Origin of the sequence: Pseudomonas sp. YNh, from assembly GCF_037993085.1 — a bacterium.
Lineage (GTDB): Bacteria > Pseudomonadota > Gammaproteobacteria > Pseudomonadales > Pseudomonadaceae > Aquipseudomonas > Aquipseudomonas putida.
The window spans coordinates 1-25,461 of the sequence record NZ_JBBMRJ010000011.1; the positions used below are offsets into that span (position 1 = coordinate 1).

General features: G+C 63.2%; 26 protein-coding genes. 4 read left to right on the forward strand and 22 right to left on the reverse strand.

What is annotated here, in order from left to right:
- Nucleotides 1-133: 133 nt before the first annotated feature.
- Complete coding sequence (locus tag WF331_RS13410; protein WP_174371350.1) at nucleotides 134-637, reverse strand: DUF523 domain-containing protein; 504 nt, start codon at nucleotides 635-637, stop codon at nucleotides 134-136.
- Nucleotides 624-1,259 (reverse strand): 2OG-Fe(II) oxygenase, encoded by a 636-nt coding sequence (locus WF331_RS13415; protein WP_080642827.1) that lies wholly within the window; start codon nucleotides 1,257-1,259, stop codon nucleotides 624-626. Before WF331_RS13415 ends, WF331_RS13410 begins: the two co-directional genes overlap by 14 nt.
- 110 nt (nucleotides 1,260-1,369) lie before the next feature.
- Here WF331_RS13415 and WF331_RS13420 point away from each other — a divergent pair, with 110 nt between their 5' ends.
- Nucleotides 1,370-2,122 carry a DUF2059 domain-containing protein gene (locus tag WF331_RS13420; protein WP_016502120.1) on the forward strand — a complete coding sequence of 251 codons (753 nt, stop codon included), beginning with the start codon at nucleotides 1,370-1,372 and terminating at the stop codon, nucleotides 2,120-2,122.
- On the opposite strand, the gene WF331_RS13425 is transcribed toward WF331_RS13420, so the two are convergent.
- Complete coding sequence (locus tag WF331_RS13425) at nucleotides 2,123-3,049, reverse strand: alpha/beta hydrolase (protein WP_340622993.1); 927 nt, start codon at nucleotides 3,047-3,049, stop codon at nucleotides 2,123-2,125.
- A gap of 217 nt (nucleotides 3,050-3,266) precedes the next feature.
- Between WF331_RS13425 and WF331_RS13430 the strand changes: the two genes are divergently transcribed.
- The gene (locus tag WF331_RS13430; protein ID WP_059394502.1) at nucleotides 3,267-3,836 is read left to right on the forward strand and encodes a DUF6436 domain-containing protein; all 570 of its coding nucleotides are present in this window, start codon (nucleotides 3,267-3,269) and stop codon (nucleotides 3,834-3,836) included.
- Here the strand turns inward: WF331_RS13430 and WF331_RS13435 are convergent.
- Nucleotides 3,815-4,381 carry a sugar O-acetyltransferase gene (locus tag WF331_RS13435; protein ID WP_016502123.1) on the reverse strand — a complete coding sequence of 189 codons (567 nt, stop codon included), beginning with the start codon at nucleotides 4,379-4,381 and terminating at the stop codon, nucleotides 3,815-3,817. The two genes, WF331_RS13430 and WF331_RS13435, sit on opposite strands and share 22 nt — an antisense overlap.
- Nucleotides 4,382-4,467: 86 nt before the next feature.
- Here WF331_RS13435 and WF331_RS13440 point away from each other — a divergent pair, with 86 nt between their 5' ends.
- Nucleotides 4,468-6,831 carry a penicillin acylase family protein gene (locus tag WF331_RS13440; RefSeq protein WP_340622994.1) on the forward strand — a complete coding sequence of 788 codons (2,364 nt, stop codon included), beginning with the start codon at nucleotides 4,468-4,470 and terminating at the stop codon, nucleotides 6,829-6,831.
- A gap of 33 nt (nucleotides 6,832-6,864) precedes the next feature.
- On the opposite strand, the gene WF331_RS13445 is transcribed toward WF331_RS13440, so the two are convergent.
- From WF331_RS13445 to WF331_RS13530, 18 genes are all read right to left on the reverse strand, one after another.
- Nucleotides 6,865-7,737, reverse strand: a complete 873-nt coding sequence (locus WF331_RS13445) for a transporter substrate-binding domain-containing protein (RefSeq protein ID WP_049278324.1) — start codon at nucleotides 7,735-7,737, stop codon at nucleotides 6,865-6,867.
- Nucleotides 7,734-8,507 carry an amino acid ABC transporter ATP-binding protein gene (locus WF331_RS13450; protein WP_340622995.1) on the reverse strand — a complete coding sequence of 258 codons (774 nt, stop codon included), beginning with the start codon at nucleotides 8,505-8,507 and terminating at the stop codon, nucleotides 7,734-7,736. The genes WF331_RS13445 and WF331_RS13450 overlap by 4 nt, the downstream gene beginning before the upstream one ends.
- Entirely contained in the window at nucleotides 8,504-9,163 is a 660-nt protein-coding gene (locus tag WF331_RS13455) for an amino acid ABC transporter permease (RefSeq protein ID WP_016502127.1), read from the reverse strand. Before WF331_RS13455 ends, WF331_RS13450 begins: the two co-directional genes overlap by 4 nt.
- A complete protein-coding gene (locus WF331_RS13460) occupies nucleotides 9,144-9,809 on the reverse strand; it encodes an amino acid ABC transporter permease (RefSeq protein ID WP_049278320.1) in 666 nt (221 codons plus the stop codon). Before WF331_RS13460 ends, WF331_RS13455 begins: the two co-directional genes overlap by 20 nt.
- Before the next feature lie 213 nt (nucleotides 9,810-10,022).
- The gene (locus WF331_RS13465) at nucleotides 10,023-10,808 is read right to left on the reverse strand and encodes a MetQ/NlpA family ABC transporter substrate-binding protein (RefSeq protein WP_016502129.1); all 786 of its coding nucleotides are present in this window, start codon (nucleotides 10,806-10,808) and stop codon (nucleotides 10,023-10,025) included.
- 175 nt (nucleotides 10,809-10,983) lie between these two features.
- Complete coding sequence (locus WF331_RS13470) at nucleotides 10,984-11,814, reverse strand: sigma 54-interacting transcriptional regulator (protein ID WP_197863386.1); 831 nt, start codon at nucleotides 11,812-11,814, stop codon at nucleotides 10,984-10,986.
- 64 nt (nucleotides 11,815-11,878) lie between these two features.
- Nucleotides 11,879-12,460, reverse strand: coding sequence for an alpha/beta hydrolase (locus WF331_RS13475; RefSeq protein ID WP_016502131.1), 582 nt, complete (start codon nucleotides 12,458-12,460; stop codon nucleotides 11,879-11,881).
- A gap of 295 nt (nucleotides 12,461-12,755) precedes the next feature.
- On the reverse strand, nucleotides 12,756-13,157 hold the full coding sequence (locus WF331_RS13480; RefSeq protein ID WP_012274719.1) for an ExbD/TolR family protein: 402 nt from the start codon (nucleotides 13,155-13,157) through the stop codon (nucleotides 12,756-12,758).
- A gap of 1 nt (nucleotide 13,158) precedes the next feature.
- A complete protein-coding gene (locus tag WF331_RS13485; RefSeq protein WP_016502132.1) occupies nucleotides 13,159-13,878 on the reverse strand; it encodes a MotA/TolQ/ExbB proton channel family protein in 720 nt (239 codons plus the stop codon).
- Between the two features lie 30 nt (nucleotides 13,879-13,908).
- The gene (locus WF331_RS13490; protein ID WP_016502133.1) at nucleotides 13,909-14,709 is read right to left on the reverse strand and encodes an energy transducer TonB; all 801 of its coding nucleotides are present in this window, start codon (nucleotides 14,707-14,709) and stop codon (nucleotides 13,909-13,911) included.
- A gap of 346 nt (nucleotides 14,710-15,055) precedes the next feature.
- Nucleotides 15,056-16,045, reverse strand: coding sequence for a sulfate/molybdate ABC transporter ATP-binding protein (locus WF331_RS13495; RefSeq protein ID WP_016502134.1), 990 nt, complete (start codon nucleotides 16,043-16,045; stop codon nucleotides 15,056-15,058).
- Between the two features lie 3 nt (nucleotides 16,046-16,048).
- Nucleotides 16,049-16,921, reverse strand: a complete 873-nt coding sequence (gene cysW / locus WF331_RS13500) for a sulfate ABC transporter permease subunit CysW (protein ID WP_016502135.1) — start codon at nucleotides 16,919-16,921, stop codon at nucleotides 16,049-16,051.
- A gap of 11 nt (nucleotides 16,922-16,932) precedes the next feature.
- Nucleotides 16,933-17,751 (reverse strand): sulfate ABC transporter permease subunit CysT, encoded by an 819-nt coding sequence (gene cysT / locus WF331_RS13505; RefSeq protein ID WP_012274724.1) that lies wholly within the window; start codon nucleotides 17,749-17,751, stop codon nucleotides 16,933-16,935.
- A 203-nt stretch (nucleotides 17,752-17,954) separates the two neighbouring features.
- Nucleotides 17,955-18,962, reverse strand: coding sequence for a sulfate ABC transporter substrate-binding protein (locus WF331_RS13510; RefSeq protein WP_016502136.1), 1,008 nt, complete (start codon nucleotides 18,960-18,962; stop codon nucleotides 17,955-17,957).
- A gap of 48 nt (nucleotides 18,963-19,010) precedes the next feature.
- Complete coding sequence (gene oscA, locus WF331_RS13515; RefSeq protein ID WP_016489716.1) at nucleotides 19,011-19,193, reverse strand: sulfur starvation response protein OscA; 183 nt, start codon at nucleotides 19,191-19,193, stop codon at nucleotides 19,011-19,013.
- 249 nt (nucleotides 19,194-19,442) lie between these two features.
- Complete coding sequence (locus WF331_RS13520) at nucleotides 19,443-22,496, reverse strand: efflux RND transporter permease subunit (RefSeq protein WP_084967340.1); 3,054 nt, start codon at nucleotides 22,494-22,496, stop codon at nucleotides 19,443-19,445.
- The gene (locus tag WF331_RS13525; protein WP_016502138.1) at nucleotides 22,493-23,560 is read right to left on the reverse strand and encodes an efflux RND transporter periplasmic adaptor subunit; all 1,068 of its coding nucleotides are present in this window, start codon (nucleotides 23,558-23,560) and stop codon (nucleotides 22,493-22,495) included. The genes WF331_RS13520 and WF331_RS13525 overlap by 4 nt, the downstream gene beginning before the upstream one ends.
- Entirely contained in the window at nucleotides 23,557-24,645 is a 1,089-nt protein-coding gene (locus WF331_RS13530) for an efflux RND transporter periplasmic adaptor subunit (RefSeq protein ID WP_016502139.1), read from the reverse strand. Before WF331_RS13530 ends, WF331_RS13525 begins: the two co-directional genes overlap by 4 nt.
- Before the next feature lie 297 nt (nucleotides 24,646-24,942).
- Between WF331_RS13530 and WF331_RS13535 the strand changes: the two genes are divergently transcribed.
- Nucleotides 24,943-25,398, forward strand: a complete 456-nt coding sequence (locus WF331_RS13535; RefSeq protein WP_197898195.1) for an REP-associated tyrosine transposase — start codon at nucleotides 24,943-24,945, stop codon at nucleotides 25,396-25,398.
- The last annotated feature ends 63 nt before the right edge of the window (nucleotides 25,399-25,461 follow it).

Here is a 25,461-nt window from a genome sequence, read left to right on the forward strand (position 1 = left end):
AGGACGAATATGTCACCAAGGGTGGGAAAGCGCCTTGCTGAAAACCATAGAATCTCCCACAGGGATAGCAACCGGCCCGGGCCTGTGATTGACCTGTGGGAGCGGGCGCGCCCGCGAAGAGGCCAGTACAGGTTTAAACTGAAAGTTCAGCCAGCGCCCGCTGCGCCTGTTCCAGCTCCAGCTCGCTGAACACCTGCACCCCAGCCCGCCGCAACAGCGCCGTGGTCACCCCTTCCCCCGCCACCTTCACCCCACTGAACGTGCCGTCGTAGGTCAGCCGGTTACCACACGAGGGGCTGCCAGACTTCAGTACCGCCACACGGATGCCATGCCGACGCACCAGCTCCAGCGCCAGCTGCGCCCCGGCCAGAAATTCGGCACTGACATCTTCGCCCGTCACCGTCAGCACCTGTGCAGTGCCATCAAGCACCTCGCCGCCCTGCCCGCCCGGTATCTCCGCTGGCGGGCGCGGGGTGGGCAAGCCACCGGCCACCTCGGGGCACAACGGCACCACGCGCCCTTCGGCCTGCCATTGCTGCAACAGGTCCGGGTGCCCGCTGGCCCGGCCGTCATAGCGCACCGGCTGCCCCAGCAGGCAGGCGCTGACCAGCACCTTGGGCAAATCAGAACGGGTCATTGCCACGTCGCCTGAACCAACCCGTCAACGACAACCGTTCACGGCCGGCCGGCAGCACTTCGTGGGGCACTTCACCCGACAGAAACACCACCAGGCAACCCGCCACAGGCTCGACGTCGAGCGCCACGTCGTCTGCCAGGAACATGCGCAACTGGCCACCGTCCTGCGGCTGCCAGCCTTCATTCAGGTACAGCACGGCCGAGACCATGCGCCGGTCATCGTCGCGAAAGCGGTCCAGGTGCCGGCGATAAAACGCCCCCGGTGGGTACAGAGCAAAATGGCATTCGAAGTCTTCCAGGCCCAGGAACAGGCCCTGGTTGATGGCCAGGCGCAGTTGGTCCATGGCCGACAGATACTGGTCGCAGGCCTCGGCCTGCCCCGGATCGATCCACTGGATCTGGTCGCCGCGAATGGCTTCGCGCACCTCCTGGGTACCACCGCGCCCAACTCCCGCAGGGTTGAGCTCGCCTTCGGCATCACGCCGCCGGCATTCGGCCGCCAGCGCGCGCACCAGTTCGCCAGGCAGAAAGAGTGCCTGCCGGGACCAGCCATGGGTGGCCAGATCGTCGACGACGGCCGCAAGCATCGGGTGTTCAGGGGAGATGTGCATGGCGCGCATCATATCCATTAGCCATGCCGGCGCACAGCGCCACTTGGCCGAGAAACACGCGGATAACTCGACAAACCGGCGCCGGGCCAAGGACAATAGCCACCTGCCGACAGGAGTCCTGAATGCGCCGTCTGTTTTCCCTGATTCTGCTGATGATCTGCACCATGCCTGTCTGGGCAGACAACCTGGATCAACTGTACAAGGCCGCCGGCTGGCCCGACCAGCGCGCCCACTTCAACGATGCCCTGAGCGCCGCCCAGGAACGCTACCGCAACAGTTTGCCACCCGCCGTGTACCAGGCGCTGGTCAACAACAGCAACCAGCGCTTCCAGGCCCAGGCGGTGGACCGTCGTGCCCAGGCAAAGCTGCGCGCCACCCTGGCCAACCCGGCCCCGGCCCTGGCGTTCTTCCAGTCACCGCTGGGGCGCAAGGTGGTGGCGGCGGAACTCAAGGCCACCCGCAAGGATGAGCTGGCCAAGAACGCCAAGGGGCTGCCGAAGATCCAGGCCAGCGACGACCGCCTGCTGGTCATTGGCCACCTGGCCCAGGCCCTGCCGGCGCGTGAAGCCGGTGCCGAAGTGAGCCTGGCCATCGCCGGCGTGGCAGCCGATAGCCTCAGTTCGATGATCCCCGGCCTGTTCGGCGGCGGCCAGGCCCAGGGCCTGCTCGACGGCCAGCGCCAGCGGTTGATGGGGCAGATTGGCGAAGACCTCAACAACACGCTGCTGTACGTCTACCGCGATCTGTCCGACGCCGAGCTGGAAGAATTTGCCACCTTCGCCGAGTCCCCCGACGGCAAGGCTTACTACCAGGCGGCCCTGGCCGCAGTCCGCGCGGGCCTGGCGGTTGGCCAGAGCACCAACGACCTGAAGTGATCAGCCCAGGCGCTGGTCGATGAAGTCGAAGTAGCGCTGGCGAATGCCCGGCAGCTCGTTGGCCAGGTGGTGACGGGCTTCGGGCAGCATCAGGATCTGCGGCTCGGCAAACTTGGCCTTGAGCACTTCAAGGTTGTAGGGCCAATCCACCGTGCCATCGGCCTCCCCCTGCACGATCAACGGCCGCCGCGAACTGCGCGGCGCGGCCTCGATGCGTTTGACCCAGGCGATCAGTGCGCCCACCCAGGCAGTTGGCAGGCGACGGGGTTGCAGCGGGTCGGCCTCCAGAAACGGCAGGAAGGCCGGGTCGTTGGTGTTCTCGCTGAAGCGCCGTTCGATGCCGTTGACGAAATGCCGCAGCACCCGGTAGCTGAACTTCGACCAACGCCAGGAACACGGCCGCACCAGCGGTGCCAACAGGATGACCTGGCCATCGATGGGGCTGCGCGCGCCTTGGTGCAGCAAGTGATCCACCGCGATGGCGCCGCCCGTACTCTGCCCGCACAAGTGCCACGGGTTCGGCAGTTGCAGCGTGCGCACCTGTTCGAACAGCGCCTCCAGCACCTGCTGGTACACTGCGAAATCGCTGATGCTGGCCCGCTCGCCGCTGGACAGGCCGTGGCCGGGCAGGTCGCAGCTGATTACGGCGAAACCCTGCTTGAGTGCCCACTCGATCACATGCCGGTAGAGGCCCATGTGGTCGTAGTAGCCGTGCAGCAGGAACAGCGTCGCGGTTGGCTGGTCAGGCAACCAGGCCTGCCCGACCAGGTCGAAGCCCGCCGCCTGGAAACCGCCCAGCCAGCTGTGTACCGACAGGTTCAGGCCATAGAAGCGCTGGTAGCCCTGTGCCTCGACCGACAACGGCTGGCGAGCAGTAAACGGCAAAAGGCTGAGGCGCAGGTGGTCGGGGTGAAAAGCAGCGGGCATCGAGCACATCCACATTGATGCAATGTATTGATCTGGAATCTTCAGCTCTGGCCGGCGCCATGGCAAGCTTGGGCTATGTGTCACCTGAACTGGCCCTATCGCCGGCAAGCCAGCTCCCACAGGTTATCCTCGGGCCTGAGGTCAGCGGATAACCTGTGGGAGCTGGCTTGCCGGCGATAGGGCCAGTGAACCCACCACAAGATATCCGCAGACATCCATGCAGACGCGACTCGTCAAACCAATCTTGATTGCCCTTGCCCTGCCACTCTGCACCGCTCTGGCCTGGCAGGCCTACACCACCTTTCAGGCCCGCTACCTGCGCCCGTTCGACAACCAGACCACGCTGTTCGACGGCAGCCAGCTGCAACTGCCTGCCGAGCTGGCCGGCCCCGGCCCGGTCCGGGTGGTGCATTTCTGGGACCCGGCGTGCCCGTGCAATGTCGGCAACCAGCAACACCTGGGCGACCTGGTAAACCAGTTCGCAGGCCACGGCGTTACCTTCCACGTGCTGCAAAAGCCCGGCAGCCACGGCCAACTACCCGCCAACCTCGCCGCCCTCAAGCCCATCGCCAACCTGCCGGGCAGCGAACACCTGCCGGCCTCCCCGGCCGTGGCCATCTGGGACCGGCAAGGCCGCCTGGCCTACTTTGGCCCGTACAGCGAAGGCGCCGTGTGCAATGCCAGCAACAGCTTCATCGAGCCAATCCTCAAGGCCTTGCTCGACAGTCGCCAGGTCAGCGCCTCCAATACCCTGGCAGTGGGCTGCTACTGCCCTTGGGCGGGCTGACGCACCCGCGCCGGGTTACCCACTACCGTCGCACCCGCCGGCACATCCCGCGTCACCACACTGCCGGCGCCCACCACGGCGTTGTCGCCAATGGTCACCCCCGGCAGGATGATCGCAGCACCGCCGATCCACACGTTGTTGCCAATAGTCACCGGCCGCCCACTCTCCAGCCCGCTGCGTCGCACCTCGGGGTCGAGCGGATGGTCGGCGGTGTAGATCTGCACATTGGGCCCAATCTGGCAATCGTCGCCGATATGCACCTGCACCACGTCAAGGATCACGCAGTTGAAGTTCATGAAGGTATTGCGACCGACGCTGATGTTGTAGCCGTAGTCGCAATAGAACGGCGGGCGGATCACCGCGCCTTCGCCAACTTCATTGAAGTGTTCGGCCAACAGCCCGTGACGCGCATCGTTGAGCAGTTCTACGCTGCTGTTGTAACGGTGCATCCAGTGCTTGTTGGCGATCTGCTCGGCCTGTAGCTCGGGGCAGCCAGCGTGGTAGAGCTGGCCGGCGAGCATTTTCTGTTTTTCGCTGAGGGACATGGAAACTCCTTCCTGGGGCTATGCTCTGTTCGCGAATCCGCCGATGATCGGACCACATTTTCCGCTTGAACGCACAAGGAGTCTGCATGAAGCGCAGCCTGACCCTGTTGGCCGTGGTTGTGGCCGTGGCCGCTGGCGCCGGTTACTGGTACGTGCAGGGCAAACTGCCACAACGCGAGGGCGAGGTGGCCATGGCCGGCCTGCAGGCGCAGGTCACTGTGCGCTACGACGGCCGCGGCGTGCCGCACCTGCAGGCGCAGAGCGAACCAGACCTGTATCGCGCCCTGGGCTATGTGCATGCCCAGGACCGGCTGTTCCAGATGGAGATCCTGCGCCGGCTGGCCCGTGGTGAACTGGCCGAGGTGCTGGGCGACAAGCTACTGCCCACCGACACCCTGTTCCGCAGCCTGCGCATTCGCGATCAGGCCGCACTGATGGCCAAGCGTCAGGACCCGCAATCCCCTGCCTGGCAGGCCCTGCAAGCCTACCTCGACGGGGTCAACAGCTGGCAGGCCAGCCATCCCAAGCCCATGGAGTTCGACCTGCTCGGCATCACCCCGCGCCCGTTCACCGCCGAAGACACCCTGAGTATCGCCGGTTACCTGGCCTACAGCTTCGCGGCCGCGTTTCGCACCGAGCCCGCGCTTACCTACATCCGCGACCAGCTAGGGCCTGAATACCTGAACATCTTCGATCTCGGCTGGCAGCCCGAAGGCGCCTTGGGCACGCCACTGGCGGCTGCCGACTGGCAAAGCCTGGAGGCCCTTGCCCGGCTCAGCCATGAAGCACTGGGCGACGCCGGTATCCCGCAGTTCGAAGGCAGTAACGCCTGGGCGGTGGCCGGCAGCCATACCCGCAGCGGCAAGCCGCTGCTGGCCGGCGACCCGCATATCGGCTTCGCGGTGCCGGCGGTGTGGTACGAGGCCGAACTGTCGGCGCCCGGTTTCAACCTGTATGGTTACTTCCAGGCGCTCAACCCGTTCGCCTTGCTGGGCCATAACCGCGACTTCGGCTGGAGCCTGACCATGTTCCAGAACGACGACGTCGACCTGATCGCCGAGCGCACCAACCCTGCCGACGCCAACCAGGTCATGGTCGACGGCAAATGGCAGGCGCTGGAAAAGACCGAACAGCAGATTGCGGTGAAAGGCGAAGCGCCGGTCACTCTCAGCCTGCGCCGCTCGCCCCATGGCCCGATCGTCAACGACGTGTTGGGCGCCACGGCCGGGCCCACGCCAATCGCCATGTGGTGGGCATTTCTGGAAACCGAAAACCCGATCCTCGAAGGGTTCTACCAGCTCAACCGTGCCGATACGCTGGGCAAGATGCGCGAAGCCGCTGCCAAAGTTCACGCGCCGGGGCTGAACTTTGTCTGGGCCAATGCCCGTGGCGATATCGGCTGGTGGGCGGCGGCAAAGCTGCCAATCCGCCCAGACGGCGTCGACCCGGCGTTCATCCTCGACGGTGCCAGCGCGCAGGCCGACAAGCTCGGCTTCTACCCCTTCAACGCCAACCCACAACAGGAAAACCCGGCGCGCGGCTACATCGTCTCTGCCAACTACCAACCGCCGGCAGCGGTGCCGATACCGGGTTACTACAACCTGCCCGACCGTGGCCGCCAGGTCGACCGCCAGCTGGCCAACCCTGAGGTGAAATGGGACACGCACAACAGCCAGTCGCTGCAGCTGGACACCGCCAGCGACCATGGCCCGCGCACCCTTGCACCACTGCTGGCAACGCTGCGCGCGGTGGCCGAAGGTGACGAAGAGAAGGAACTGGTCGAGCAGCTGGCTGCCTGGCGCGGCGACTACCCGCTGGACTCGACCAGCGCCACGCTGTTCAACCAGTTCCTCTACGAACTGGCATTTGCTGCCCTGCATGACGAACTGGGTGACACGTGGTTCCCGGTACTGATCAGCACCCGCGCCATCGATGCCGCCTTGCCGCGCCTGGCGGCGGATGCCGATTCACCCTGGTGGAACACCCGCGGAGGCAACCTGCGCACCGACCGTACCGCAGTCGTGCGCACGGCTTGGCAGAGCAGTTTGAAGCACCTGCGTGACACCCTGGGCAGTGACCCCGCCAGCTGGCAATGGGGCAAGGCGCATACCCTGACCCACAACCACCCGCTGGGGGTGAAAAAGCCGCTGAACCTGCTGTTCAACGTCGGGCCGTTCGCCGCACCCGGTACCCACGAAGTGCCGAACAACCTCTCGGCGAAGATCGGCCCGGCGCCGTGGCCGGTCACCTATGGGCCGTCGACCCGGCGGCTGATCGACTTTGCCGATGCCGGGCAGGCACTGACCATCAACCCGGTCGGCCAGAGTGGCGTGCCGTTCGACAAGTATTATGCGGACCAGGCCGAGGGGTATGTGCAGGGGGAGTATCAGCGGGCGCAGATGGGGGTGATTCCGGCGCAAAGTACCCTGAGGCTGGTACCGGGTGGGTGATCGATGGGGCTGCTTTGCAGCCCAATCACACGGTCAGCCCTGCCACTTGCCGCCTTCGACGATCACGCTTTCCGGCTTGGTGTCATCGCTCAGTTCCTTGCGCACATACTGGTCATACAGCTTCAGCAGAAACTTTTCTTCCCCCAGCTTGGCCAGCTCGGCATTCACCCAGTCACGCAGCTCGGTGTTGCCCTTCTTCACCGCTGGCGCAATCGGTGCTTCGTCACCCAGCAGCTGCGGCAGCACGCGGTAGCCCGGGTTCTGCTTGGCCCAGCTGAACAGGATCAGGTTGTCCTGGGCATAGGCATCGCCACGGCCGGTGGCCAGGGCCTGCAGCGACTCGCTGTTCTTTTCGAACTTGAGCAGTTTCCAGTCAGGGTGATTTTTGGTCAGCCAGATATCTGCCGTGGTGCCGGTGGTGACGATGATGGTCTTGTCGGCCAGGTCGTCGAGCTTCTGTACCGAGCTGCCATCAGCCACGATGGCCTGCACGGCAACGCGCAGGTTGGGGTTGGTGAAGTCCACCGCTTCCTTGCGCTCCGGGGTCACGGTCATGTTGGCGAGGATCAAGTCGACCTTGTCGCTCTGCAGGAACGGAATGCGGCTGGCCGGTTCCACGGCAACGAACTCGACCTTGTTTTCATCACCCAGCAGGTCCTTGGCCAGGCGCCGGCCAATGTCGGTGTCAAAGCCCACATAGCGGCCTTTTTCATCGACGAAGCCGAACGGCGGCTTATCGGTGAACACCCCGACAATCAGCTTGTCGCGGGCCTTGATGGTTTCCAGGTAGCTGGTGGCTGGCGATGCCGCTGCCGGCTTGGGCGGTTCTTCGGCCTTGTTGCAGCCGGCCAGCAGGGCCAGGCCAAACAACGGCGCCAGCAGTTTGGTGAGGTTGGCAGTTTTCATGACAGTTCCTTGTGCAGTGTCTTTGGCAGGCTTTCTACGAAGGAGAATTTCTCCAGGAACTGCTGCGCGCGTGCGGTCTGCGGTCGGGTGAAGAAGCTCTCGGGGTCGCCCTGTTCAAGGATCCTGCCGGCCTCCATGAACACGATGCGGTCGGCCACCGCGCGAGCGAAGGCCATTTCGTGGGTAACGATGAGCAAGGTCATGCCGTCGCGGGCAAGGCCCTGGATCACCTGCAGCACCTCCTTGACCATTTCCGGGTCGAGTGCGGCGGTAACCTCGTCGAACAGCATCACCTCGGGGTTCATGCACAGCGAGCGCACGATGGCGATGCGCTGTTGCTGGCCGCCGGACAATTGCCGGGGGAAGGCGTCGCGTTTGTCCAGCAGGCCGACCCGCGCCAGCAGCGCCTCGGCCTGGGCCTGCGCTTCGGCTCGTTCGCGTTTTTGCACTTTGAGCGGGCCGAGCAGCAGGTTGTCGATCACGCTCATGTGGCCGAACAGGTGGTAGCTCTGGAACACCATGCCAACCCGCTGGCGAACGTCGCGCCAGTCGGTGCGCGGGTCAAGCAGCTCTTGCCCGGCCAGGCGCAGGTGGCCGCCATGGGCCTGCTCCAGGCCGTTGAGGCAGCGCAGCAGCGTGCTTTTGCCGCAACCGCTGGGGCCGAGGATGACCACCACTTCGCCGGCCGCCACCTTGAGGTCGACGTCCTTGAGCACCTGTTGCTCGCCAAAAAACTTGTTGAAACCCTGGAATTCGATCAATGCGCTCATGAGTGTGCCCAACGGCGTTCCAGCACGCGTGAAGCGGCGGACAGCGGATAACAGACGATGAAGAAGAACAGGAACAAGGCGCCATAGATCAGCACCGATTCGTAGGTGCGTTCGATGATCTGCTGGCCGGCCTTGATCACCTCGACCACGCCGATCAGCACCGCCAGCGAGCTGGTCTTGATGATCCGCGTGTAGATGTTGATAGTCGGTGGGGTCATGCGCTTGAGCGCCTGCGGCAGCAGCACGTAGCCATATAGCTGCCAGCCGGCCAGGCCGATCGACAACCCGGCCTCGCGCTGGCCCCGCGGCAGCGAAGCCAGTGCACCGCGCACCACCTCGCCTACCTCGCTGGCGCCCCACAGGGCCAGTACCAGCACGGCGCACCAGAAGCTGGGGATGCTCAGGGCAAAGAAGATCGGCAGGCCGAAGAACACCAGGTACAGCCAGACCAGCACCGGGATGGCGCGGAACAGCTCCAGGTACACCTGCAAGGCGATGTTCAGGGCACGGTTGCCCAGGGTTGCCAGCACGCCGTACAGCACGCCACCCAGCGTTGCGAACAGAATACCCAGCGCCGAGATGGCCAAGGTCTGCGCGGCGCCGCCGGCGAGCTGCGGCAACACCTGCAGCAACAGGTCAAATCCCGAACTGGCCATGTTGCAGCCTCCTTTCCGCATAGCGCAGCAGCAACGACAGCGGCAGGAACAGCAGCACGCAGAGCAGGGTCAGCACGGTGAGCATTTCGTAGGTCTTGTAGTACAGCGCGATGTAGTTCTTGGTGGTGTAGAGGATTTCCGGCACGGCCACCGCCGACACCACAGTGGTTTCCTTGAGCAGGAAGATGAAATTGGCGAACAGTGCCGGCAGGCTGAGGATACCGGCCTGGGGCAGCACCACATGGCGCAGCAGTTGCCCCTCGGAAAGGCCGATGGAGCGCCCGGACTCAAGCTGGGCACGGGGCACAGCCTCGATGCCTGCCCGCAACACTTCGGTGAGGTAGGCACCGCCCATGAAGGTCATGGTGATGATCGCAGCGGAAAAACCGGAAATCTTCAGGCCCAGGCCCGGCAGTGCGAAGTAGACGAAGAACAGCTGGATGAGCAGCGGCGTGTTGCGGGCCAGCTCCACGTAGGCTTTGACCAGACGCCACAGGTAGGGGGTGCGTAGTACCAGCAGGGTGGCATTGACCAGGGCAACCAGTAGCGAGGTGGCGATGGCGATCAGGCCTACCTGCAAGGTCACGCCCACGGCCTTGAGGAAGGCGGGTAGCGTGCTGAGGATGAATGCGGTGTCGAGGGTCATGGGTAAAGCAAGTCTGCGGGGTGCGCGGGGGCACGATTGCTAGACTGTAATGATCTAAAAAATTTTTAATAAATATCTTTATTGCATATGCATATCACCAAGCATTTTTCACCGGGGCATACATCCTAGGGCCGCAAAGCGGCCCCAGATACAGAAACAAAAACGCCGACACAGGGGTGTCGGCGTTGGGTTATGCAGGGTATCGCAAGCGAATCAGAACGCTGGCAGCACAGCGCCCTGATACTTCTTGGCGATGAATTCCTTCACCTCCGGGCTGGTCAGGGCCTTGGCCAGTTTCTGGATGGCTTCGCTGTCCTTGTTGTCCGGGCGGGCAACCAGGAAGTTCACGTACGGCGAGTCGGCACCTTCGATCACCAGCGCATCCTTGGCCGGGTTCAGGCCGGCTTCCAGGGCGTAGTTGGTGTTGATCATGTCCAGGTCGACCTGGTCCAGCACACGCGGCAGCATGGCCGACTCAAGCTCGCGGAACTTCAGCTTTTTCGGGTTCTCGGCGATGTCCTTGGGGGTGGCCAGGGCATTCTTCGGGTCTTTCAAGGTGATCAGGCCAGCCTTCTGCAGCAGGATCAGGGCGCGGCCGCTGTTGCTGCCTTCGTTAGGGATGGCAACGGTAGCGCCTTCCTTCAGCTCGGACAGGTTCTTGATCTTCTTCGAGTAACCACCGAAGGGTTCGACGTGTACGCCAATGACCGTTTCCAGGTGGGTGCCTTTACCTTCGTTGAAGCTCTTCAGGTATGGCAGGGTCTGGAAGTAGTTGGCGTCCAGACGCTTCTGGTCTACCTGCACGTTCGGCTGTACGTAGTCGGTAAAGACCTTGATCTGCAGGTCCACCCCCTCTTTGGCCAAGGTCGGTTTGATCAGCTCAAGGATTTCGGCGTGCGGTACCGGGGTAGCGGCAACCACCAGTTTCTCGGCAGCGGCGGCCAGGCCGGAGAACGACAGGGCAGCGGCCAGGGCGGTGGTCAGCAGGGTCTTCTTCATGGTGGTCCTTGTTCTGAATCTGGGCCATCGGCGATGGCGAATCGGTTGCCCAACCGGTTCACCAGCGGGCGTGAAACGGACAATACCTAGATTTTTTATTCCGTAACAATATCTTTTATTTAGCTGCTTATTCCAAAAAAAAACTGCCACCAGCCACTTTGCTTATGAGCGATGTCTAGCGTGCGGTGTTGGGCAAGTCGAGGTCCTCTGCCTGGATCTCTTCGCTGTCATTCACCAGCAAGGCAAAGTGAATGACGTTCTCCAGTTCGCGGGTATTGCCAGGCCAGAAATGCGCCTCCAGTACCTGCTGCGCCGCCTCGCTTACCAACGGCACAGGCCGCTGCAGGCGTACGCTGTAGATGCCCACGAAGTACTCGGCCAGCGGCAGGATATCGCCCGGCCGCTCGCGCAGTGGCGGCAGTTCCAGCGCGCCCTCGCGCAGGTACTGGTACAGGCGCTCGTTGAAGCGCCCCGCACGTACCACCCGTGCCAGATCGATGCTGGTGGCGGCGACCAGGCGCACATCCACCGGCTGTGGCTGCTGCGCGCCCACCCGGGTGACCTCGCGGTTTTCCAGGGCCGCCAGCAGCTTGCCCTGGATGGCCAGCGGCAAGTCGGCGATTTCGTCCAGGTACAGCGTGCCGCCGTTGGCCGAACCGAACCAGCCAGCGCGGCTGCTGGCCGTACCGCCATGGCTGCCGGCGCTGTAGCCGAACAGCTCGGCATCGGCGTAAGTGGGGCTGATGGCCGCGCAGTTGACCGACACGAACAGCCCTCCACGGTCGCTGGCACGGTGGATCTGCCGGGCCAGCAACTCCTTGCCGGTACCGGTTTCGCCACGGATCAGCACAGGCAAAGGTTGCGGCGCCAAGCGCTCGAGGTCTTCGCGCAACTGCTGCGAACGCGGATCAATGAACACCAGGGCCTTGGCACGGATGCTCAGCGGGCTTTTGTCCAGCTCGGGGAAGGTCAGCAGTGGCTGGCCAAACGGGTTTTGAAACGTCATGACGAACTCCCGCCCCAGGCCTTCATTGGCCGGGCGTCAGGTAAACGGAAAACGCTAAGGCCTATCAGGCGCGACGCAGTGCGCGCTGCTCGACCCGGCTCTGCAAGCGATACAAGTAGGCGAAGCCTTGTTCCCAGCGCTCATGGCCGGACTTGACGTTGATGTGCCCGGCATTGCTCAGCAACCCCGCTTCGGCGCCCCACGCCTGGGCCAGGTGCAGGGCCCGCGGCACGCTTACGGCAGGGTCGTTGTCAGAGCTGACGACCTGGCTGGGGAATGGCAAGGCCTCGGTCGGGATCGGCGCGAAGTTGCGCAGGGCCGGCGCGCAGGTCGGCCGTTCGACGTCTGCCGGTGCCACCAGCAGTGCACCCCGCACCTGCCGCCGCAAGGCCGGACTGGCCTGCGCAGCCCAATGGGCGACAGTGACGCAGCCAAGGCTGTGGGCAATCAGGATCACCGGCGAGCGCTCGGCGGCAATCGCCTGCTCCAGCGCCTGCACCCAGTCCTGCCGTTGCGGGGTGAGCCAGTCGTGCTGCTCGACCCGCGCACTGTTGGGCAGGGTGCGCTGCCAGTGACTTTGCCAATGGTTGTCTGGCGATCCTTGCCAGCCCGGCACAATCAGGTAACGAATCGACTCATTGCGCATGGGGACGCCTCCAGTAAGTTTGCGTGCTTGGAGACAAGTATAGGGAGGGAGTTATATTCGTAAAGGAATAAGAAGCTATTTATTAATAACTATATGTAATTTCTGTCGATGGCCCTATCGCCGGCAAGCCAGCTCCCACAGGGACTGCACACAGCCTCAGGGCAGCACAATACCTGTGGGAGCTGGCTTGCCGGCGATAGGGCCCTCACAGGCAAAAAAAAGGGCCAACCCCTGCCAAGAGATATGGCCCCAACGCACTTGCGAGAGTCACTTGCCTGAAGAGGTTTTGCAGGTATCAGCGCGCGGTTATCACCGCCAGTTTGCTGATACCCGCACGTTCGATGGCTGCCATGGCCCGCGCCACTTCGCCGTAGTTCACGCCGTCATCGGCCTGCAGTTGCACGCGCACGTCCGCGTCCTTGTCCTTGGCAGCCTTGAGGTTGGTTTCCAGCAGGTCGGGCTGGATCTGGTCCTTGTTGATGAACAGCTTGCCTTCACCGTCGATGCTGACCACCAGCGGGTCCTTCTGCTCCACCGGGGCCACGGCCTCGGTCTTGGGCAGGTTGATAGGGATGGCGTTGGTCAGCAGCGGCGCGGTGACGATGAACACCACCAGCAGCACCAGCATGACGTCTACCAAAGGCGTGACGTTGATTTCACTGAGGACTTCGTCGCTGTCCTGGGTCGAAAAGGCCATATCAGGACGCCTCCTTCACGGGTTGGGTGAAACCAGGCTGGGCTTTTTGCACAGCAGGGTGCACCAGCACACGGAAGGCACTCTTCTGCGCCAGGCTGTAGAAGTCGTGGGCGAAGTCATCCAGGTCGGCAGCAGTCAGCTTGAGGCGACGCAGGAAGTAGTTGTACACCAGCACTGCCGGCACCGCGACGGCGATACCCACACCGGTAGCCACCAGTGCCGCACCGATGGGCCCAGCAACAGTTTCCAGGCTGGCGGAGCCGGCCGCACTGATGCCCTTGAGCGCTTCCATGATGCCCCACACGGTGCCGAACAGGCCGATGAAGGGCGAGGTGCTGCCGATACTGGCGACCACCGCCAGGCCGGTTTCCAGCGAGCGGCGCTCACGCACGATCTGCTGACGCAGGGCGCGCTCCAGGCGGTCCTGATGGTTGATGGCGTGGCTCAGGTCATTGGCCTGGGTATCACCAACGGCAATCGCGGCATAGCCGGACTGGGCAACGCGGGCCGCCGGGCCGGGCAGCTCATGGCTGAGTTCGGCAGCCGAGTCCAGGCTGGAGGCAGCCCAGAACTGCTGGTGGAAGCGCTTGTCCTGGTTTTTCAGCCGCACGAACTGCGCGACCTTGACCAGGGCCAGGCCCCAGGTGACGACAGAGAAACCGACCAGCAGCCAGATGACTGCGCTTTCAACGGATTCGAGGGGGGATGCCAGCAGGCTCATGATGGTGTCTTCCTGTGTTCTGCGAAATAGTTAGCGAAGCTTGAAATCGATCGGCACGCTGACCCAGCCGGTCTGGGCCACATCGCCCTGCTTGGCGGGCACGAAGCTCCAGCGCTTGACCGCGGCCAGCGCGGCAGTGTCGAGGGCGTCACGGCCACTGCTTTTCTGTATCTGGATCTGCCCGGGCTTGCCGCTTGGCAGCACCTCTACGCGCAACAGCACGGTGCCTTCCCAACCACGGCGCTGGGCCATTTGCGGGTATTCCGGTGCCGGGTTCTTCAGGTACGCGGCGTTGGCCGATGCCGGGGTTATCGGGGCCGGCGCGGGTGGCGCTGGCGCAGGCGGTGCGGGGGCGGCCACCGGCGCTGGCGGTGGTGCCTCCACCGGTTTGGGCTGTGGCTTGGGCGCTTGCTTGACCACAGGCTTGGGCACGGGCTTTGGCTTGGGTTTGGGCTTGGCGGCCAGTTCGTCGACTACCGGTGGTGGCGGGGGCGGCTCGACCACAGGCGGCGCGGGCGCTGGCGGCGGTGGTTCGACCACGGGCGGCGCTGGCGCTGCGAACTCGATGGTCATGGGCGGCACCTGTGGCGGCACCACTGGCAGCTCGGGCGTTGGCGCCTGGCTGACCCAGTACGCTGCAGCGCCATGCAGCACCAGCACCAGCAGGCCCAACACCAGCTTGTCGCGGCGCTTGAGCCCGCTGACGGGCGTGCGTTGCAGGCGCAGCTGGCCAAGCGGGAGGCGAAGCGTGCGTCCAAGCTCGACCAGGTCACCCGGGGCCGGGCGCCATGGCTGGTCGTAGGCCCTGACGGCCGACTGGACATTACCCATTGATCAAACTCCTGGGGTCTCGATTCAGGTGTGTGGCTGAATCATCGGGGCCAGAGGCTTATCTCTTAAAGTAATGTTTAAAATTATGGTTAGAACTGGATTGAATATTGTTTTCTAGGGGGAGCGTGAAACCCGCGAATTGCGCGGCCTGCGGCTTTCAGGGATAAGTGCGATGCATTGTCGGCATGCAAAATATTCGCGCAAGGCATGAGAATGCCGCGAGGGCTGCGCCCTTGATCGCCGGCAAGCCAGCTCCCACATTTGGCCGCGGCACACAGCCCCGGCAATCTGTCAGGCGAAAAAAAGCCCGGAACCAAGCCCGGGCTTTTTCATCTTCAAGGGCGGCTCAGATATCCGCCACCTTCTGCCAAACCTTCGGCCGGAAGAACAACGTCTCGCCCCGCGCCAGCCCGGTCAGGCTGTCATGGTCCTTGACCACCTCGGCCTCGATCAACTCGCTCTGCCCTTCCACCTTCAAGGTCACCCGCGTGGTAGCGCCCAGCGGCCGGATATCCCGCACCTCGGCAGCATGGTGCCCTTCTGTCTCATGCCGCGACAGCGACACCTCGTGCGGGCGGAACAGCACATGGTGCCCTTCGCTCACCGCCAGGCGGTTGGAATCGCCCAGGAAGTGGTAGACGAAATCGTTGGCGGGCTTTTCGTACACCTCGCCCGGCGAGCCGATCTGCTCGATCACGCCCTTGTTCATGACCACGATGCGGTCAGCAACTTCCATGGCCTCTTCCTGGTCGTGGGTGACGAACACCGACGTCAGGTTGATGTCTTCGTGCAGCCGCGCCAGCCAACGGCGCAGCTCCTTGCGCACCTTGGCGTCCAGCGCACCGAACGGCTCGTCCAGCAGCAGCACCTTGGGCTCCACGGCCAGGGCGCGGGCCAGGGCGATACGCTGGCGCTGGCCGCCAGACAGCTGCTCCGGGTAGCGGTCGGACAACCAGTCCAGCTGCACCATGTTCAGCAGCTCGTGCACTTTCTCGGCAATCTTGCTCTCGCTCGGGCGCTCGCCCTTGGGCTTCATGCGCAGGCCGAAGGCGACGTTGTCGAACACGCTCATGTGGCGGAAGAGCGCGTAGTGCTGGAACACGAACCCGACGTTGCGGTCACGCACGTCGTGGCCGGACACATCCTCGCCATGGAACACGATGTTGCCCTGGTCCGGGGTTTCCAGGCCGGCGATGATGCGCAGCAGGGTGGTCTTGCCACAGCCGGACGGGCCCAGCAGCGCCACCAGCTCGCCGCTGTTGATGTCCAGGTTGATGTTGTTCAGGGCCTGGAAGCTGTTGAAGCGCTTGCTGACATTACGAACTTCGATCGACATGAATCATTCCTCCGCGGCGCTGTGGCGCAGGCGGTTAATACGGTTCTCGCTCCACTGCTTGAGCAGCAGGATGAAGAGCGCCAGGATCAGCAACAGGCTGGCCACGCTGAAGGCTGCGACGTGGTTGTACTCGTTGTAGAGGATCTCTACGTGCAGCGGCAAGGTGTTGGTCACGCCACGAATGTGGCCCGACACCACCGACACTGCGCCAAACTCGCCCATGGCCCGTGCAGTACACAGCACCACGCCATAGATCAGCCCCCATTTGATGTTGGGCAAAGTCACGTGCCAGAACATTTGCCAGCCATTGGCGCCGAGCAGACGCGCGGCCTCCTCTTCTTGCGTGCCCTGCTCCTGCATCAGCGGGATCAGCTCACGGGCCACGAATGGCACGGTGACGAAAATGGTCGCCAGGACGATGCCCGGGAGGGCGAAGACGATCTGGATGTCATGGTCCTGCAGCCAGGGCCCGAACAGCCCCTGCGCGCCGAACATCAGCACGTAGACCAGGCCGGCGATTACCGGCGATACCGAGAACGGCAGGTCGATAAGGGTGACCAGGATACTTTTGCCACGGAAGGTGTACTTGCTGACGCACCAGGCGGCGCTGACACCGAACACCAGGTTCAACGGTACCGAAATGGCTACGGCGAGCAGGGTCAGCTTCAGCGCCGACAAGGCATCAGGCTCGAAGATCGCCTCGAAGAAGGTGCCAAAACCGTTCTTCAGCGCCTGCGACACCACGATCACCAGCGGCAGCAGCAGGAACAGGGCGAACACCAGCCAGCCAAGGCCGATGAGAATACGCCGCGAGGTAGCACTGCCACGGCGGGCTGCGTTGGCGGCGGCGCTTGCACTCAGGGATGAACTGGACATGCCGGCCTCCTTCAAGGGGTTTCGATGCGGCGCTGCAGCAGGTTGATCAGCAGCAGCAGGATGAAGGAAACCACCAGCATCAGCACGCCGATGGCAGTCGCGCCGGTGTAGTCGTACTGGTCGAGCTTGACCATGATCAGCAGCGGCAGGATCTCGGTCTTCATCGGCATGTTGCCGGCAATGAAGATCACCGAACCATACTCGCCCACGCCGCGGGCGAAGGCCAGGGCAAAGCCGGTGAGCCAGGCCGGCAGCAGGGCTGGCGCCAGTATGTGGCGGAACACCTGCAGCGGCTTGGCTCCCAGGCAGGCCGCGGCCTCTTCCACTTCACGCGGGATATCGGCCAGTACCGGCTGCACCGTGCGCACCACGAAGGGCAAGGTGACGAAGGTCAGCGCCAGGGTGATGCCCAGCGGGGTGTAGGCAATCTTGAAGCCAAGGTCGGTGGCGAACTGGCCAACCCAGCCCGCAGGCGCGTACAGGGCAGTCAGGGCGATACCGGCAACGGCGGTGGGCAGGGCGAACGGCAGGTCGATCATCGCGTCGATGATCTTGCGCCCAGGGAAGGTGTAACGCACCAGCACCCAGGCCAGCAGGGTGCCGATCACCCCGTTGATGATGGCGGCGAACAGGGCGGTGCCGAAACTCAGCTTGAGCGCGGCGATCACCCGCGGCGCACTGATGATGTTCCAGAACTGCTCCCAGGTCAGCTGCGAGGCATGAATGAACATGGCTGCCAGCGGTATCAGCACGATCAGGCTGAGGTACACCAAGGTGTAGCCCAGCGTCAGCCCGAAGCCGGGTATGACGGGGGAAATACGACGCGACATAAGTGTCCCTGGTTGAATGCACTTGGCCCAGTATCGATCCGGGGCCGGTGCAGGCTTCTGAATCCTGGGGCTGCTTTGCAGCCCATTCGCGGCACAAGGCCGCTCCCACAGCGATCGCGGTTCCACAGGGGATCGCGGCTCTGTGTGGGAGCGGCCTTGTGCCGCAAATGGGCCGCAAGGCGGCCCCCGCTTTTCCCTGGCGTTTACTGTGCCTGATAGATCTGGTCGAACACACCGCCATCATTGAAGAATTTGGGTTGTGCAGTTTTCCAGCCACCGAAGTCCTTGTCGATGGTTACCAGGTCCAGTTTCGGGAATTGCTTGCCGAATTCGGCGGCGACCTTCTCGTCACGCGGACGGTAGAAGTTCTCGGCGGCAATCTTCTGCCCGGCCGGGCTGTACAGGTGCTTGAGGTATTCGGTGGCAATGTCGGTATTGCCCTTCTTCTCGGCGTTCTTGTCCACCACCGCCACGGGCGGTTCGGCCAGGATCGACAGCGACGGTACGACGATGTCGAACTTGTCGGCGCCACCGTCTTCCTTCAGCGCCAGGAACGCTTCGTTTTCCCAAGCCAGCAACACATCGCCCTGGCCGTTGTTGACGAAGGTGATTGTCGAGCCACGGGCGCCGGTATCCAGTACGGGTACGTGCTTGAACAGCTCCTGCACGTAGGCTTTGGCCTTGTCTTCGCTACCACCGGCTTTCAGGCCATAGGCCCAGGCCGCCAGGAAGTTCCAGCGCGCACCGCCGGAGGTTTTCGGGTTCGGGGTAATGACCGAAACGTCCTTCTTGATCAGGTCGCCCCAGTCCTTGATGCCTTTCGGGTTGCCCTTGCGCACCAGGAACACGATGGTCGAGGTGTACGGGGTGCTGGCATCCGGCAGGCGGGTCTGCCAGTTGTCCGGCAGGGTCTTGCCGAGCTTGGCCACTTCGTCGATGTCGCCGGCCAGGGCCAGGGTCACCACGTCGGCGCGCAGGCCGTCGATCACCGCACGGGCCTGCTTGCCCGAGCCACCATGGGATTGCTGGATCTTCACCTTGTCGCCCGGGTGGGCCTGCTGCCAGTGCTTGATGAACTCGGCGTTGTACTGCTGGTACAGCTCGCGGGTCGGGTCGTAGGACACGTTCAGCAGTTCGTAGTCCTTGGCGATGGCGGAACCGGCAAAAACAGCACTGGCCAGAGCGGCAAGCGCATAACGGCGAATGGACATGGTGAAGCTCCCGATTGGCATTTTTCTAATTTTGGAGGTGAGGCGCGATCAGCCGGACTTGTTGCCGGGCTGTTGCAGGCGGAACTTCTCCTTGCGCTCGATCTGTACGACCTGAGCGTTGTGCACAGTGATCTCCACCGCACCAAACCGCAGGTCGCGCAAGGCGCTCTGGATTTCACGCAGAATGGTGGCTTCGTCCTGACCGTCGATGCTACGCAGAGATGCACTCATGCTCGTTCTCCTTGGAGTGAGGGTGCCGGGCAGAGGTTTGAAGGGGATTTGCGCCTGGCTTGAGGGCAATAGTAGTGAGGCGGAGTTATTCTTAAAAATACTGTTTAAGAATGTTTATATAACCAAATTCAAATCGTGATTTTGCAGCCGACGCAAAGCCCTGTGGGAGCGGGTTCACCCGCGAATGCGATGTTGGAGCCACCGTCGCATTCGCGGGTGAACCCGCTCCCACAGGGTCCGTACAAGGCTTCAGTTTTGTTTCTGCGGCTCGCGGATCTTGTACCAGGCCACATACAAGGCCGGCAGGAACAGCAGCGTCAGCAGGGTGGCAACGATGATCCCGCCAATCATGGCGTAAGCCATCGGCCCCCAGAACACCTCGCGGGCAATCGGGATCATGCCCAGGCTGGCCGCCGCCGCAGTCAGCAGGATTGGCCGGCGCCGATGGTTGGTGGCTTCCACTACCGCATCCCAAGGCGAGAAGCCCTGGGCTTCGAACTCGTCGATCTGGGTCACCAGAATCACCGAGTTACGAATGATGATGCCCGCAAGCGCCAAGATGCCGAGGATCGCCACGAAGCCCATCGGGGTACCGGTGGGCACCAGCGCCAGCACTACACCGATCAACCCCAGCGGCGCCACGCTGACCACCAGGAACAGCTTCTGCACGCTGTGCAGCTGGATCATCAGGAAGGTCGCCATCAGGAACAGCATCAGCGGAATGACCTTGGCGATCGGGCCCTGTGCCTTGCTGCTCTCCTCCACCGTACCGCCAGTGGCCACTTCGTAACCGACCGGCAGCTGGCTGGCGAACTCATCGATCTTCGGCTTGAGCTGCGCCACCAGGTCGGTGGGCTGGATCTCGCCAGTGACCGAAGCCTTGAGGGTGATGGTCGGCTTGCGATCCCGGCGCCACACCAGCGGCTGCTCCAGCTCGTAGCGCACGGTAGCGAATGACAGCAGCGGGATCGAAGTTCCATTGGGGGTGAGAATCTGCAGGTTCTGCAGGGTATCGGGCGAGCCGCGCTCACTGTCTTCGGCCCGCGCGACCACGTCCACCAGGTAGATGTTGTCGTTGACCTGGGTGATCTGCACGCCACTGACGATGCTGTTCATCACATTGGCCACGTCTTCCGACGACAGCCCCAGCTGGCGGGCCTTGTCCTGGGCGATTTCCACGCGCAGCACCTTACCCGGCTCGTTCCAGTCGTAGATCATCTCGCCGATGTGCTTGTTCTGGTCAAGCAAGGTGGCCAGTTCGATCGCGTGCTTGCGCACCTGATCGATATCAGGACCACTGACCCGGTACTGGATCGGCCGCCCTACAGGCGGGCCCATTTCCAGCGACTGCACATTGGAGCCAATGCCGACGAACTCTTCATGCAGGATCTTCTGCAGACGCTCCATCATGCCCTGGCGCTCTTCGAAGCCTTTGCTGACAATCACCAGCTGCGCGTAGTAAGGGTTCTGCAACTGCTGGTCGAGGGGCAGGTAGAAGCGGACCGCCCCCTGACCAATGTAAGTGCTCCAGTGCACCAGGTCCGGGTCGTCCTTGATCCGCGCCTCGAAGCGGTCGACCACCTTGCGCGTTTCCTCGATCGAGGCGTTCTGTGGCAGGTTGAGGTCGACGAGAATTTCCGGGCGGTCCGAGGACGGGAAGAACTGGTTCTGCACGAAGCGCATGCAAAAGAGCGCCAGCGCGAACAGCACCACGGTACCGATGATGGTCAACCAGCGGTTGCGCATGCACCACAGCAACCCGCCTTCAAATGCCCGCCCGACACGGCCAGGCTCGGCCTCATGGGCCTTGACCTTGTCGCTCTTGAGAATATGCACCCCTAGCACCGGCGCAAAGAATACTGCCACCACCCAAGACACTATCAGGGCCACGGCGATCACCGCGAACAGGGTGAAGGTATATTCACCCGCGGAGCTGGCGTTCAGGCCGATAGGCACAAAACCCGCCACGGTCACCAAGGTGCCGGTCAGCATGGGAAAGGCTGTGGAGGTGTAGGCGAATGTCGCCGCCTGCTCCTTGGTTTCGCCCATTTCCAGCCGCGTGACCATCACCTCCACGGTAATCATCGCATCGTCCACCAGCAGGCCCAGCGCAATGATCAACGCCCCCAGCGAAATCCGCTGCATGGTGATGCCGCTGTACTCCATGAACACGAACACCATGGCCAGCACCAGCGGGATCGAACAGGCCACCACCAGGCCCGCACGCACGCCGAGGCTGACAAAACTGACGGCCAACACAATCACCACTGCCTCGAACAGCGCACTGGTAAAGCCGCCGACCGCTTGCTTGACCACCACGGACTGATCCGACACGGTGTGTACGCCGACACCTATCGGCAAGTCCTGGACCACTTTGTCCATGCGCTTTTTCAGCGCCTCACCGAACACCTGGATGTTGCCACCGGCCTTCATGCCGATGGCCAGGCCCAACGCCGTCTGGCCGTTGTAGCGGAACATCGGTGAAGGCGGGTCGACGTAACCGCGCTCGATGTCGGCGATGTCGGCCAGGCGGAAGAAGCGGTCGTTGATCCTCAGGTTGACGGTTTGCAGGTCCTTTTCCGAGGCAAACTGGCCGGAGGTACGCACCGAAATACGTTCCGGGCCGGCCTCGATGACGCCAGCCGGGGTCACCGCGTTCTGCGATTGCAGGGCCTGCATCACCTGGCGCTGGTCAATGCCCAGGGCGGCCAGCTTGCGGGTGGAGAAGTTCAGGTACAGCACTTCGTCCTGAGTGCCGACCAGCTCGATCTTGCCGATGTTGGGCACATCGCGCACCTCGGCCCGGGCCTGTTCCACGTAGTCACGCAGTTGGCGCAAGGTCAGGCCGTCGGCGGTAAAGGCATAGATCGAGCCGAATACATCACCGAATTCGTCGTTGAAACCCGGGCCCTGGATGCCCGCCGGGAATTCGCCACGAATGTCCTGGATCTTCTTGCGCACCTGGTACCAGATATCCGGAATGTCCTTGGCCTTGGTGGTGTCGCGCAGGTAGACGTAGACCGTGGATTCACCGGGGCGGGTGTAGCTCTTGGTGTAGTCGAGCGAGTCGAGTTCTTCGAGCTTCTTCTCGATGCGGTCGGTGACCTGGTACAGGGTTTCGTCCTGGGTCGCACCGGGCCAGCGGGTCTGGATGACCATGGTTTTGATGGTGAACGACGGGTCTTCCTCACGCCCGAGGTTGAAGTACGAAAAAATCCCCATCAGCAGGCCAACGAACATCAGGTACCACACGAATGACTGGTGCTTGAGCGCCCATTCGGAGAGGTTGAAGCTTCCTTTCATTGCGCATCCTCGTCGAAGGTGACCTTCTGGCCAGGCTTCAGGCTGTTCACACCTGCGGTAACGACGCGCTCACCGGGCTGCACGCCCGACGTCAGCACGATGCTGTCGGCGGTGCGTTCGATCAGCGCCACGTCACGGGTTGCAACGGTCTTCTGCTGCGTATCGATCACCCACACCTGGGTCTTGCCGTCACGCTCGAGCAAGGCACTGCGGGGCAGTTCGCTGCGGGGCGTGACTTGCGAGCTCAAGGTCACGCTGATCGCGGTGCCCAGGTGAAAGGCCGCAGGCGTGCCGGCCAAGGTCAGGCGGGCGCGGCGGGTGCGGGTGGTGGCGTCGGCCTGAGGTTCCAGTTCGCGCAGCGTGGCGGTGGTGTTGATGGTGGGGTCGAGCTGCGAGGCGACGGTGAAGGTCAGGCCACTGCTCAGTTGTTCGGCCAGGCCGATGGGCAGGTCGATCACCGCTTCCTTCACGTCCGGACGGGCCAGGGTCACCACGGCCTGGCCGGCCGTTACGGTTTGCCCGGCTTCGGCCTGCCAGGCGGTAATCACGGCGGCGTGGTCGGTGCGCAGGGTGCTGTAGTCGAGCTGGTCACGGGCCTGGCTGAGCGCAGAGCGCGCCTGCTCCAGCGCTGCGCTGGTGGTTTTCAGGTTGGTCTGGGCGATATCCAGCTGGGCCTGGGCGCCAACGCCGCGGTCATAAAGCTGTTGCTGGCGACGGGCATCGGCCTGGGCGTTGATCCACTGCGCCTGCACCTTGGCCAGGTCGCCTTCGGCGGCGCGCAGCTGGTTCTGCTGGTCGGTCGGGTCGAGGGTGGCCAGGGTGTCGCCCGGCTTCACCTGGGCGCCCACATCCAGCCAACGCCGGGCAATGCGTCCGGAAACACGAAAGCCCAAGGTACTTTCAAAACGCGCCTGGATACTGCCGGCGAAGCGGCCCAGTTGCGACTGCACCTGGGGTTCGACCTTGACCGACAGCACCGGCCGAATCGGCTCTGGTGCTTCTTCTTCGCTACTGCAGCCAGCCAGCAATACGCCGGCCGACAGCATCAGCAGCAGGCGTTTCATAGCTCACCCCCTTGGGCCTTGGCGTCGACCTTCTGCACCTGCATGCCGGGGTGCAGCAACTGCCCGCCAGTGACCACCACGGTTTCGCCGCCCTTCAGGCCGCTGGCGACCACAATCTTGCCGGTGAGATAACGGCTGACTTCGACTTTGCGCAATTCCACCTTGTCGCCCTCGCCCACCACCCACACGGCGGGGTCATGCAGGGCCTTGGTCAGCGCCGACCACGGCAGTTCGACGCTGGGCCGGCCCTGGGCATTGGTGGAGGCGGTGACTGGTGCACCCAGTTGCATGCCGGGTGGCACGTCTTTAAGGCCCACCTTGACCTGCACCGTGCCGCTTTGCGCCGACACCGTGGGCGTGATTTCGCGCACGAAACCCTGCGCCTGGACCTTGGGGTCGTCCAGCAGGCTCACGACTACCCCGGCATCGCTGGGCGGCGCCACCAGCAGCGACTCGTAGACATTGAACACCGCATCGCGGTCGCCATCCACGGCCAGGCTGAAGATCGGCATGGTCGCCTGCACCACCTGGCCGACTTCGGCCTGGCGCTCGGTGATCACCCCGGCGGCCTCGGAGACCAGTGCGGTGTAGCTGAGTTGCTCGTTGGCATTGGCCAGTTGCGCCTGGGCGGCCTTGAGCGCGCTCTGATTGCTGCGCAGCGCGGCCTCGGCAGCATCGTATTCGCTCTGGCTGGTGTAACCCTTGGGCAGCAGTTTTTGCTGGCGCACGAAGGCGGCGCTGGTCTGGGTGACCCGCGCCTGCGCGGCGAATACTTCGGCCTTGGCCGAGTCGACGTTGTTCTGCAGGTCTTTCGGGTCCAGCCGGGCCAGCACCTGGTTGGCCTTGACGTGATCGCCAACATCGACGCTGCGCGAAATGATCTTGCCGCCGACACGGAACGACAGATCAGTCTGCACCCGCGCCTGCACGTCGCCGGTCAGGGTGACCCTGGCAGCGAAATCGGTGGACTGGACCTGTTGCACACCCACCCGAGGCAGCGTCTCGGGGACCTCTTCCTTGCTACAGCCGGTGAGCATGTAAAGCAGCCCCAGGCAGACGACCGACAGCGGACGCATCAACGCCATGCTGGCTCCTTGCTCGTGCACAAATGATTTGTGGAATGCGACTGTGAGCGTAGTTCAGGGTTCGATAAACATCACTGACGCGGATCAGTTCGGCATTTTCACAGCCTGTACCGGCCTCTTCGCGGGTGAACCCGCTCCCACAGGGCTCGTGCATAGGCTGAATCCTGTGCAGTACCTGTGGGAGCGGGTTCACCCGCGAAAGGGCCGGTCCTGCCATATCCAGAAATCATCTGCTTCCCTGGGAGTGCAATACAGCCACTACCTTGGGAGGTGGATCGCTATTCAAGGAAGAATCTGATGCCCAGAGCCCAATCCCATCTACTTCGTCGTGGTCGCTATTCAGAGCTTGGCAGGCTCTATCTGCTGACCACCGTTACCCATCAGCGCAAGCCGCTATTCGATGACTTCCACCACGCCCGGTTAGTCATTCACCAATTGCGGCAAACCGATCAGGAGCACGCCTGCCGCTCACTGGCGTGGGTGCTGATGCCAGACCATCTGCATTCGCTGATCGAGCTGAAAGGAACAACATTGGGCACCCTGATGCGCAGGTTCAAGTCCCGCTCCAGTCGCGCATTACATCAGGCAGGGGTTGACCACGACCCGGTATGGCAGCCTGGGTATCAGGACCGGGCATTGAGAAGGGAGGAAAGCATGGTGCATGTAGCCCGGTACATTGTTGCCAATCCGTTGAGGGCTGGATTGGTCAGAAGTGTCCGGGAATATCCACACTGGGATGCAGTATGGCTTTGATTCGATGCTGGAGCCTTCGCGGCGGTTCGGCGCGAAAGGGCCGAACCGCCGCGAAAGGGCCGG

Excerpts from the sequence above, each read along its gene's own strand:
- WF331_RS13450 (WP_340622995.1), bottom strand. The coding sequence starts at position 8,507 with ATGAGCGCATTGATCGAATTCCAGGGTTTCAACAAGTTTTTTGGCGAG.
- WF331_RS13475 (WP_016502131.1), bottom strand. The coding sequence starts at position 12,460 with ATGCGCAATGAGTCGATTCGTTACCTGATTGTGCCGGGCTGGCAAGGA.
- WF331_RS13525 (WP_016502138.1), bottom strand. The coding sequence starts at position 23,560 with ATGAAACGCCTGCTGCTGATGCTGTCGGCCGGCGTATTGCTGGCTGGC.
- WF331_RS13430 (WP_059394502.1), top strand. The coding sequence starts at position 3,267 with ATGCAGACGCGACTCGTCAAACCAATCTTGATTGCCCTTGCCCTGCCA.
- WF331_RS13410 (WP_174371350.1), bottom strand. The coding sequence starts at position 637 with ATGACCCGTTCTGATTTGCCCAAGGTGCTGGTCAGCGCCTGCCTGCTG.
- WF331_RS13535 (WP_197898195.1), top strand. The coding sequence starts at position 24,943 with ATGCCCAGAGCCCAATCCCATCTACTTCGTCGTGGTCGCTATTCAGAG.
- WF331_RS13460 (WP_049278320.1), bottom strand. The coding sequence starts at position 9,809 with ATGACCCTCGACACCGCATTCATCCTCAGCACGCTACCCGCCTTCCTC.
- WF331_RS13415 (WP_080642827.1), bottom strand. The coding sequence starts at position 1,259 with ATGATGCGCGCCATGCACATCTCCCCTGAACACCCGATGCTTGCGGCC.
- WF331_RS13485 (WP_016502132.1), bottom strand. The coding sequence starts at position 13,878 with ATGAGCCTGCTGGCATCCCCCCTCGAATCCGTTGAAAGCGCAGTCATC.
- WF331_RS13435 (WP_016502123.1), bottom strand. The coding sequence starts at position 4,381 with ATGTCCCTCAGCGAAAAACAGAAAATGCTCGCCGGCCAGCTCTACCAC.
- WF331_RS13495 (WP_016502134.1), bottom strand. The coding sequence starts at position 16,045 with ATGTCGATCGAAGTTCGTAATGTCAGCAAGCGCTTCAACAGCTTCCAG.
- WF331_RS13470 (WP_197863386.1), bottom strand. The coding sequence starts at position 11,814 with ATGACGTTTCAAAACCCGTTTGGCCAGCCACTGCTGACCTTCCCCGAG.
- WF331_RS13465 (WP_016502129.1), bottom strand. The coding sequence starts at position 10,808 with ATGAAGAAGACCCTGCTGACCACCGCCCTGGCCGCTGCCCTGTCGTTC.
- WF331_RS13520 (WP_084967340.1), bottom strand. The coding sequence starts at position 22,496 with ATGAAAGGAAGCTTCAACCTCTCCGAATGGGCGCTCAAGCACCAGTCA.
- oscA (WP_016489716.1), bottom strand. The coding sequence starts at position 19,193 with ATGAGTGCATCTCTGCGTAGCATCGACGGTCAGGACGAAGCCACCATT.
- cysW (WP_016502135.1), bottom strand. The coding sequence starts at position 16,921 with ATGTCCAGTTCATCCCTGAGTGCAAGCGCCGCCGCCAACGCAGCCCGC.
- WF331_RS13420 (WP_016502120.1), top strand. The coding sequence starts at position 1,370 with ATGCGCCGTCTGTTTTCCCTGATTCTGCTGATGATCTGCACCATGCCT.
- WF331_RS13530 (WP_016502139.1), bottom strand. The coding sequence starts at position 24,645 with ATGGCGTTGATGCGTCCGCTGTCGGTCGTCTGCCTGGGGCTGCTTTAC.
- WF331_RS13490 (WP_016502133.1), bottom strand. The coding sequence starts at position 14,709 with ATGGGTAATGTCCAGTCGGCCGTCAGGGCCTACGACCAGCCATGGCGC.
- WF331_RS13440 (WP_340622994.1), top strand. The coding sequence starts at position 4,468 with ATGAAGCGCAGCCTGACCCTGTTGGCCGTGGTTGTGGCCGTGGCCGCT.
- WF331_RS13480 (WP_012274719.1), bottom strand. The coding sequence starts at position 13,157 with ATGGCCTTTTCGACCCAGGACAGCGACGAAGTCCTCAGTGAAATCAAC.
- WF331_RS13445 (WP_049278324.1), bottom strand. The coding sequence starts at position 7,737 with ATGAAAACTGCCAACCTCACCAAACTGCTGGCGCCGTTGTTTGGCCTG.
- WF331_RS13455 (WP_016502127.1), bottom strand. The coding sequence starts at position 9,163 with ATGGCCAGTTCGGGATTTGACCTGTTGCTGCAGGTGTTGCCGCAGCTC.
- WF331_RS13510 (WP_016502136.1), bottom strand. The coding sequence starts at position 18,962 with ATGTCCATTCGCCGTTATGCGCTTGCCGCTCTGGCCAGTGCTGTTTTT.
- cysT (WP_012274724.1), bottom strand. The coding sequence starts at position 17,751 with ATGTCGCGTCGTATTTCCCCCGTCATACCCGGCTTCGGGCTGACGCTG.
- WF331_RS13425 (WP_340622993.1), bottom strand. The coding sequence starts at position 3,049 with ATGCCCGCTGCTTTTCACCCCGACCACCTGCGCCTCAGCCTTTTGCCG.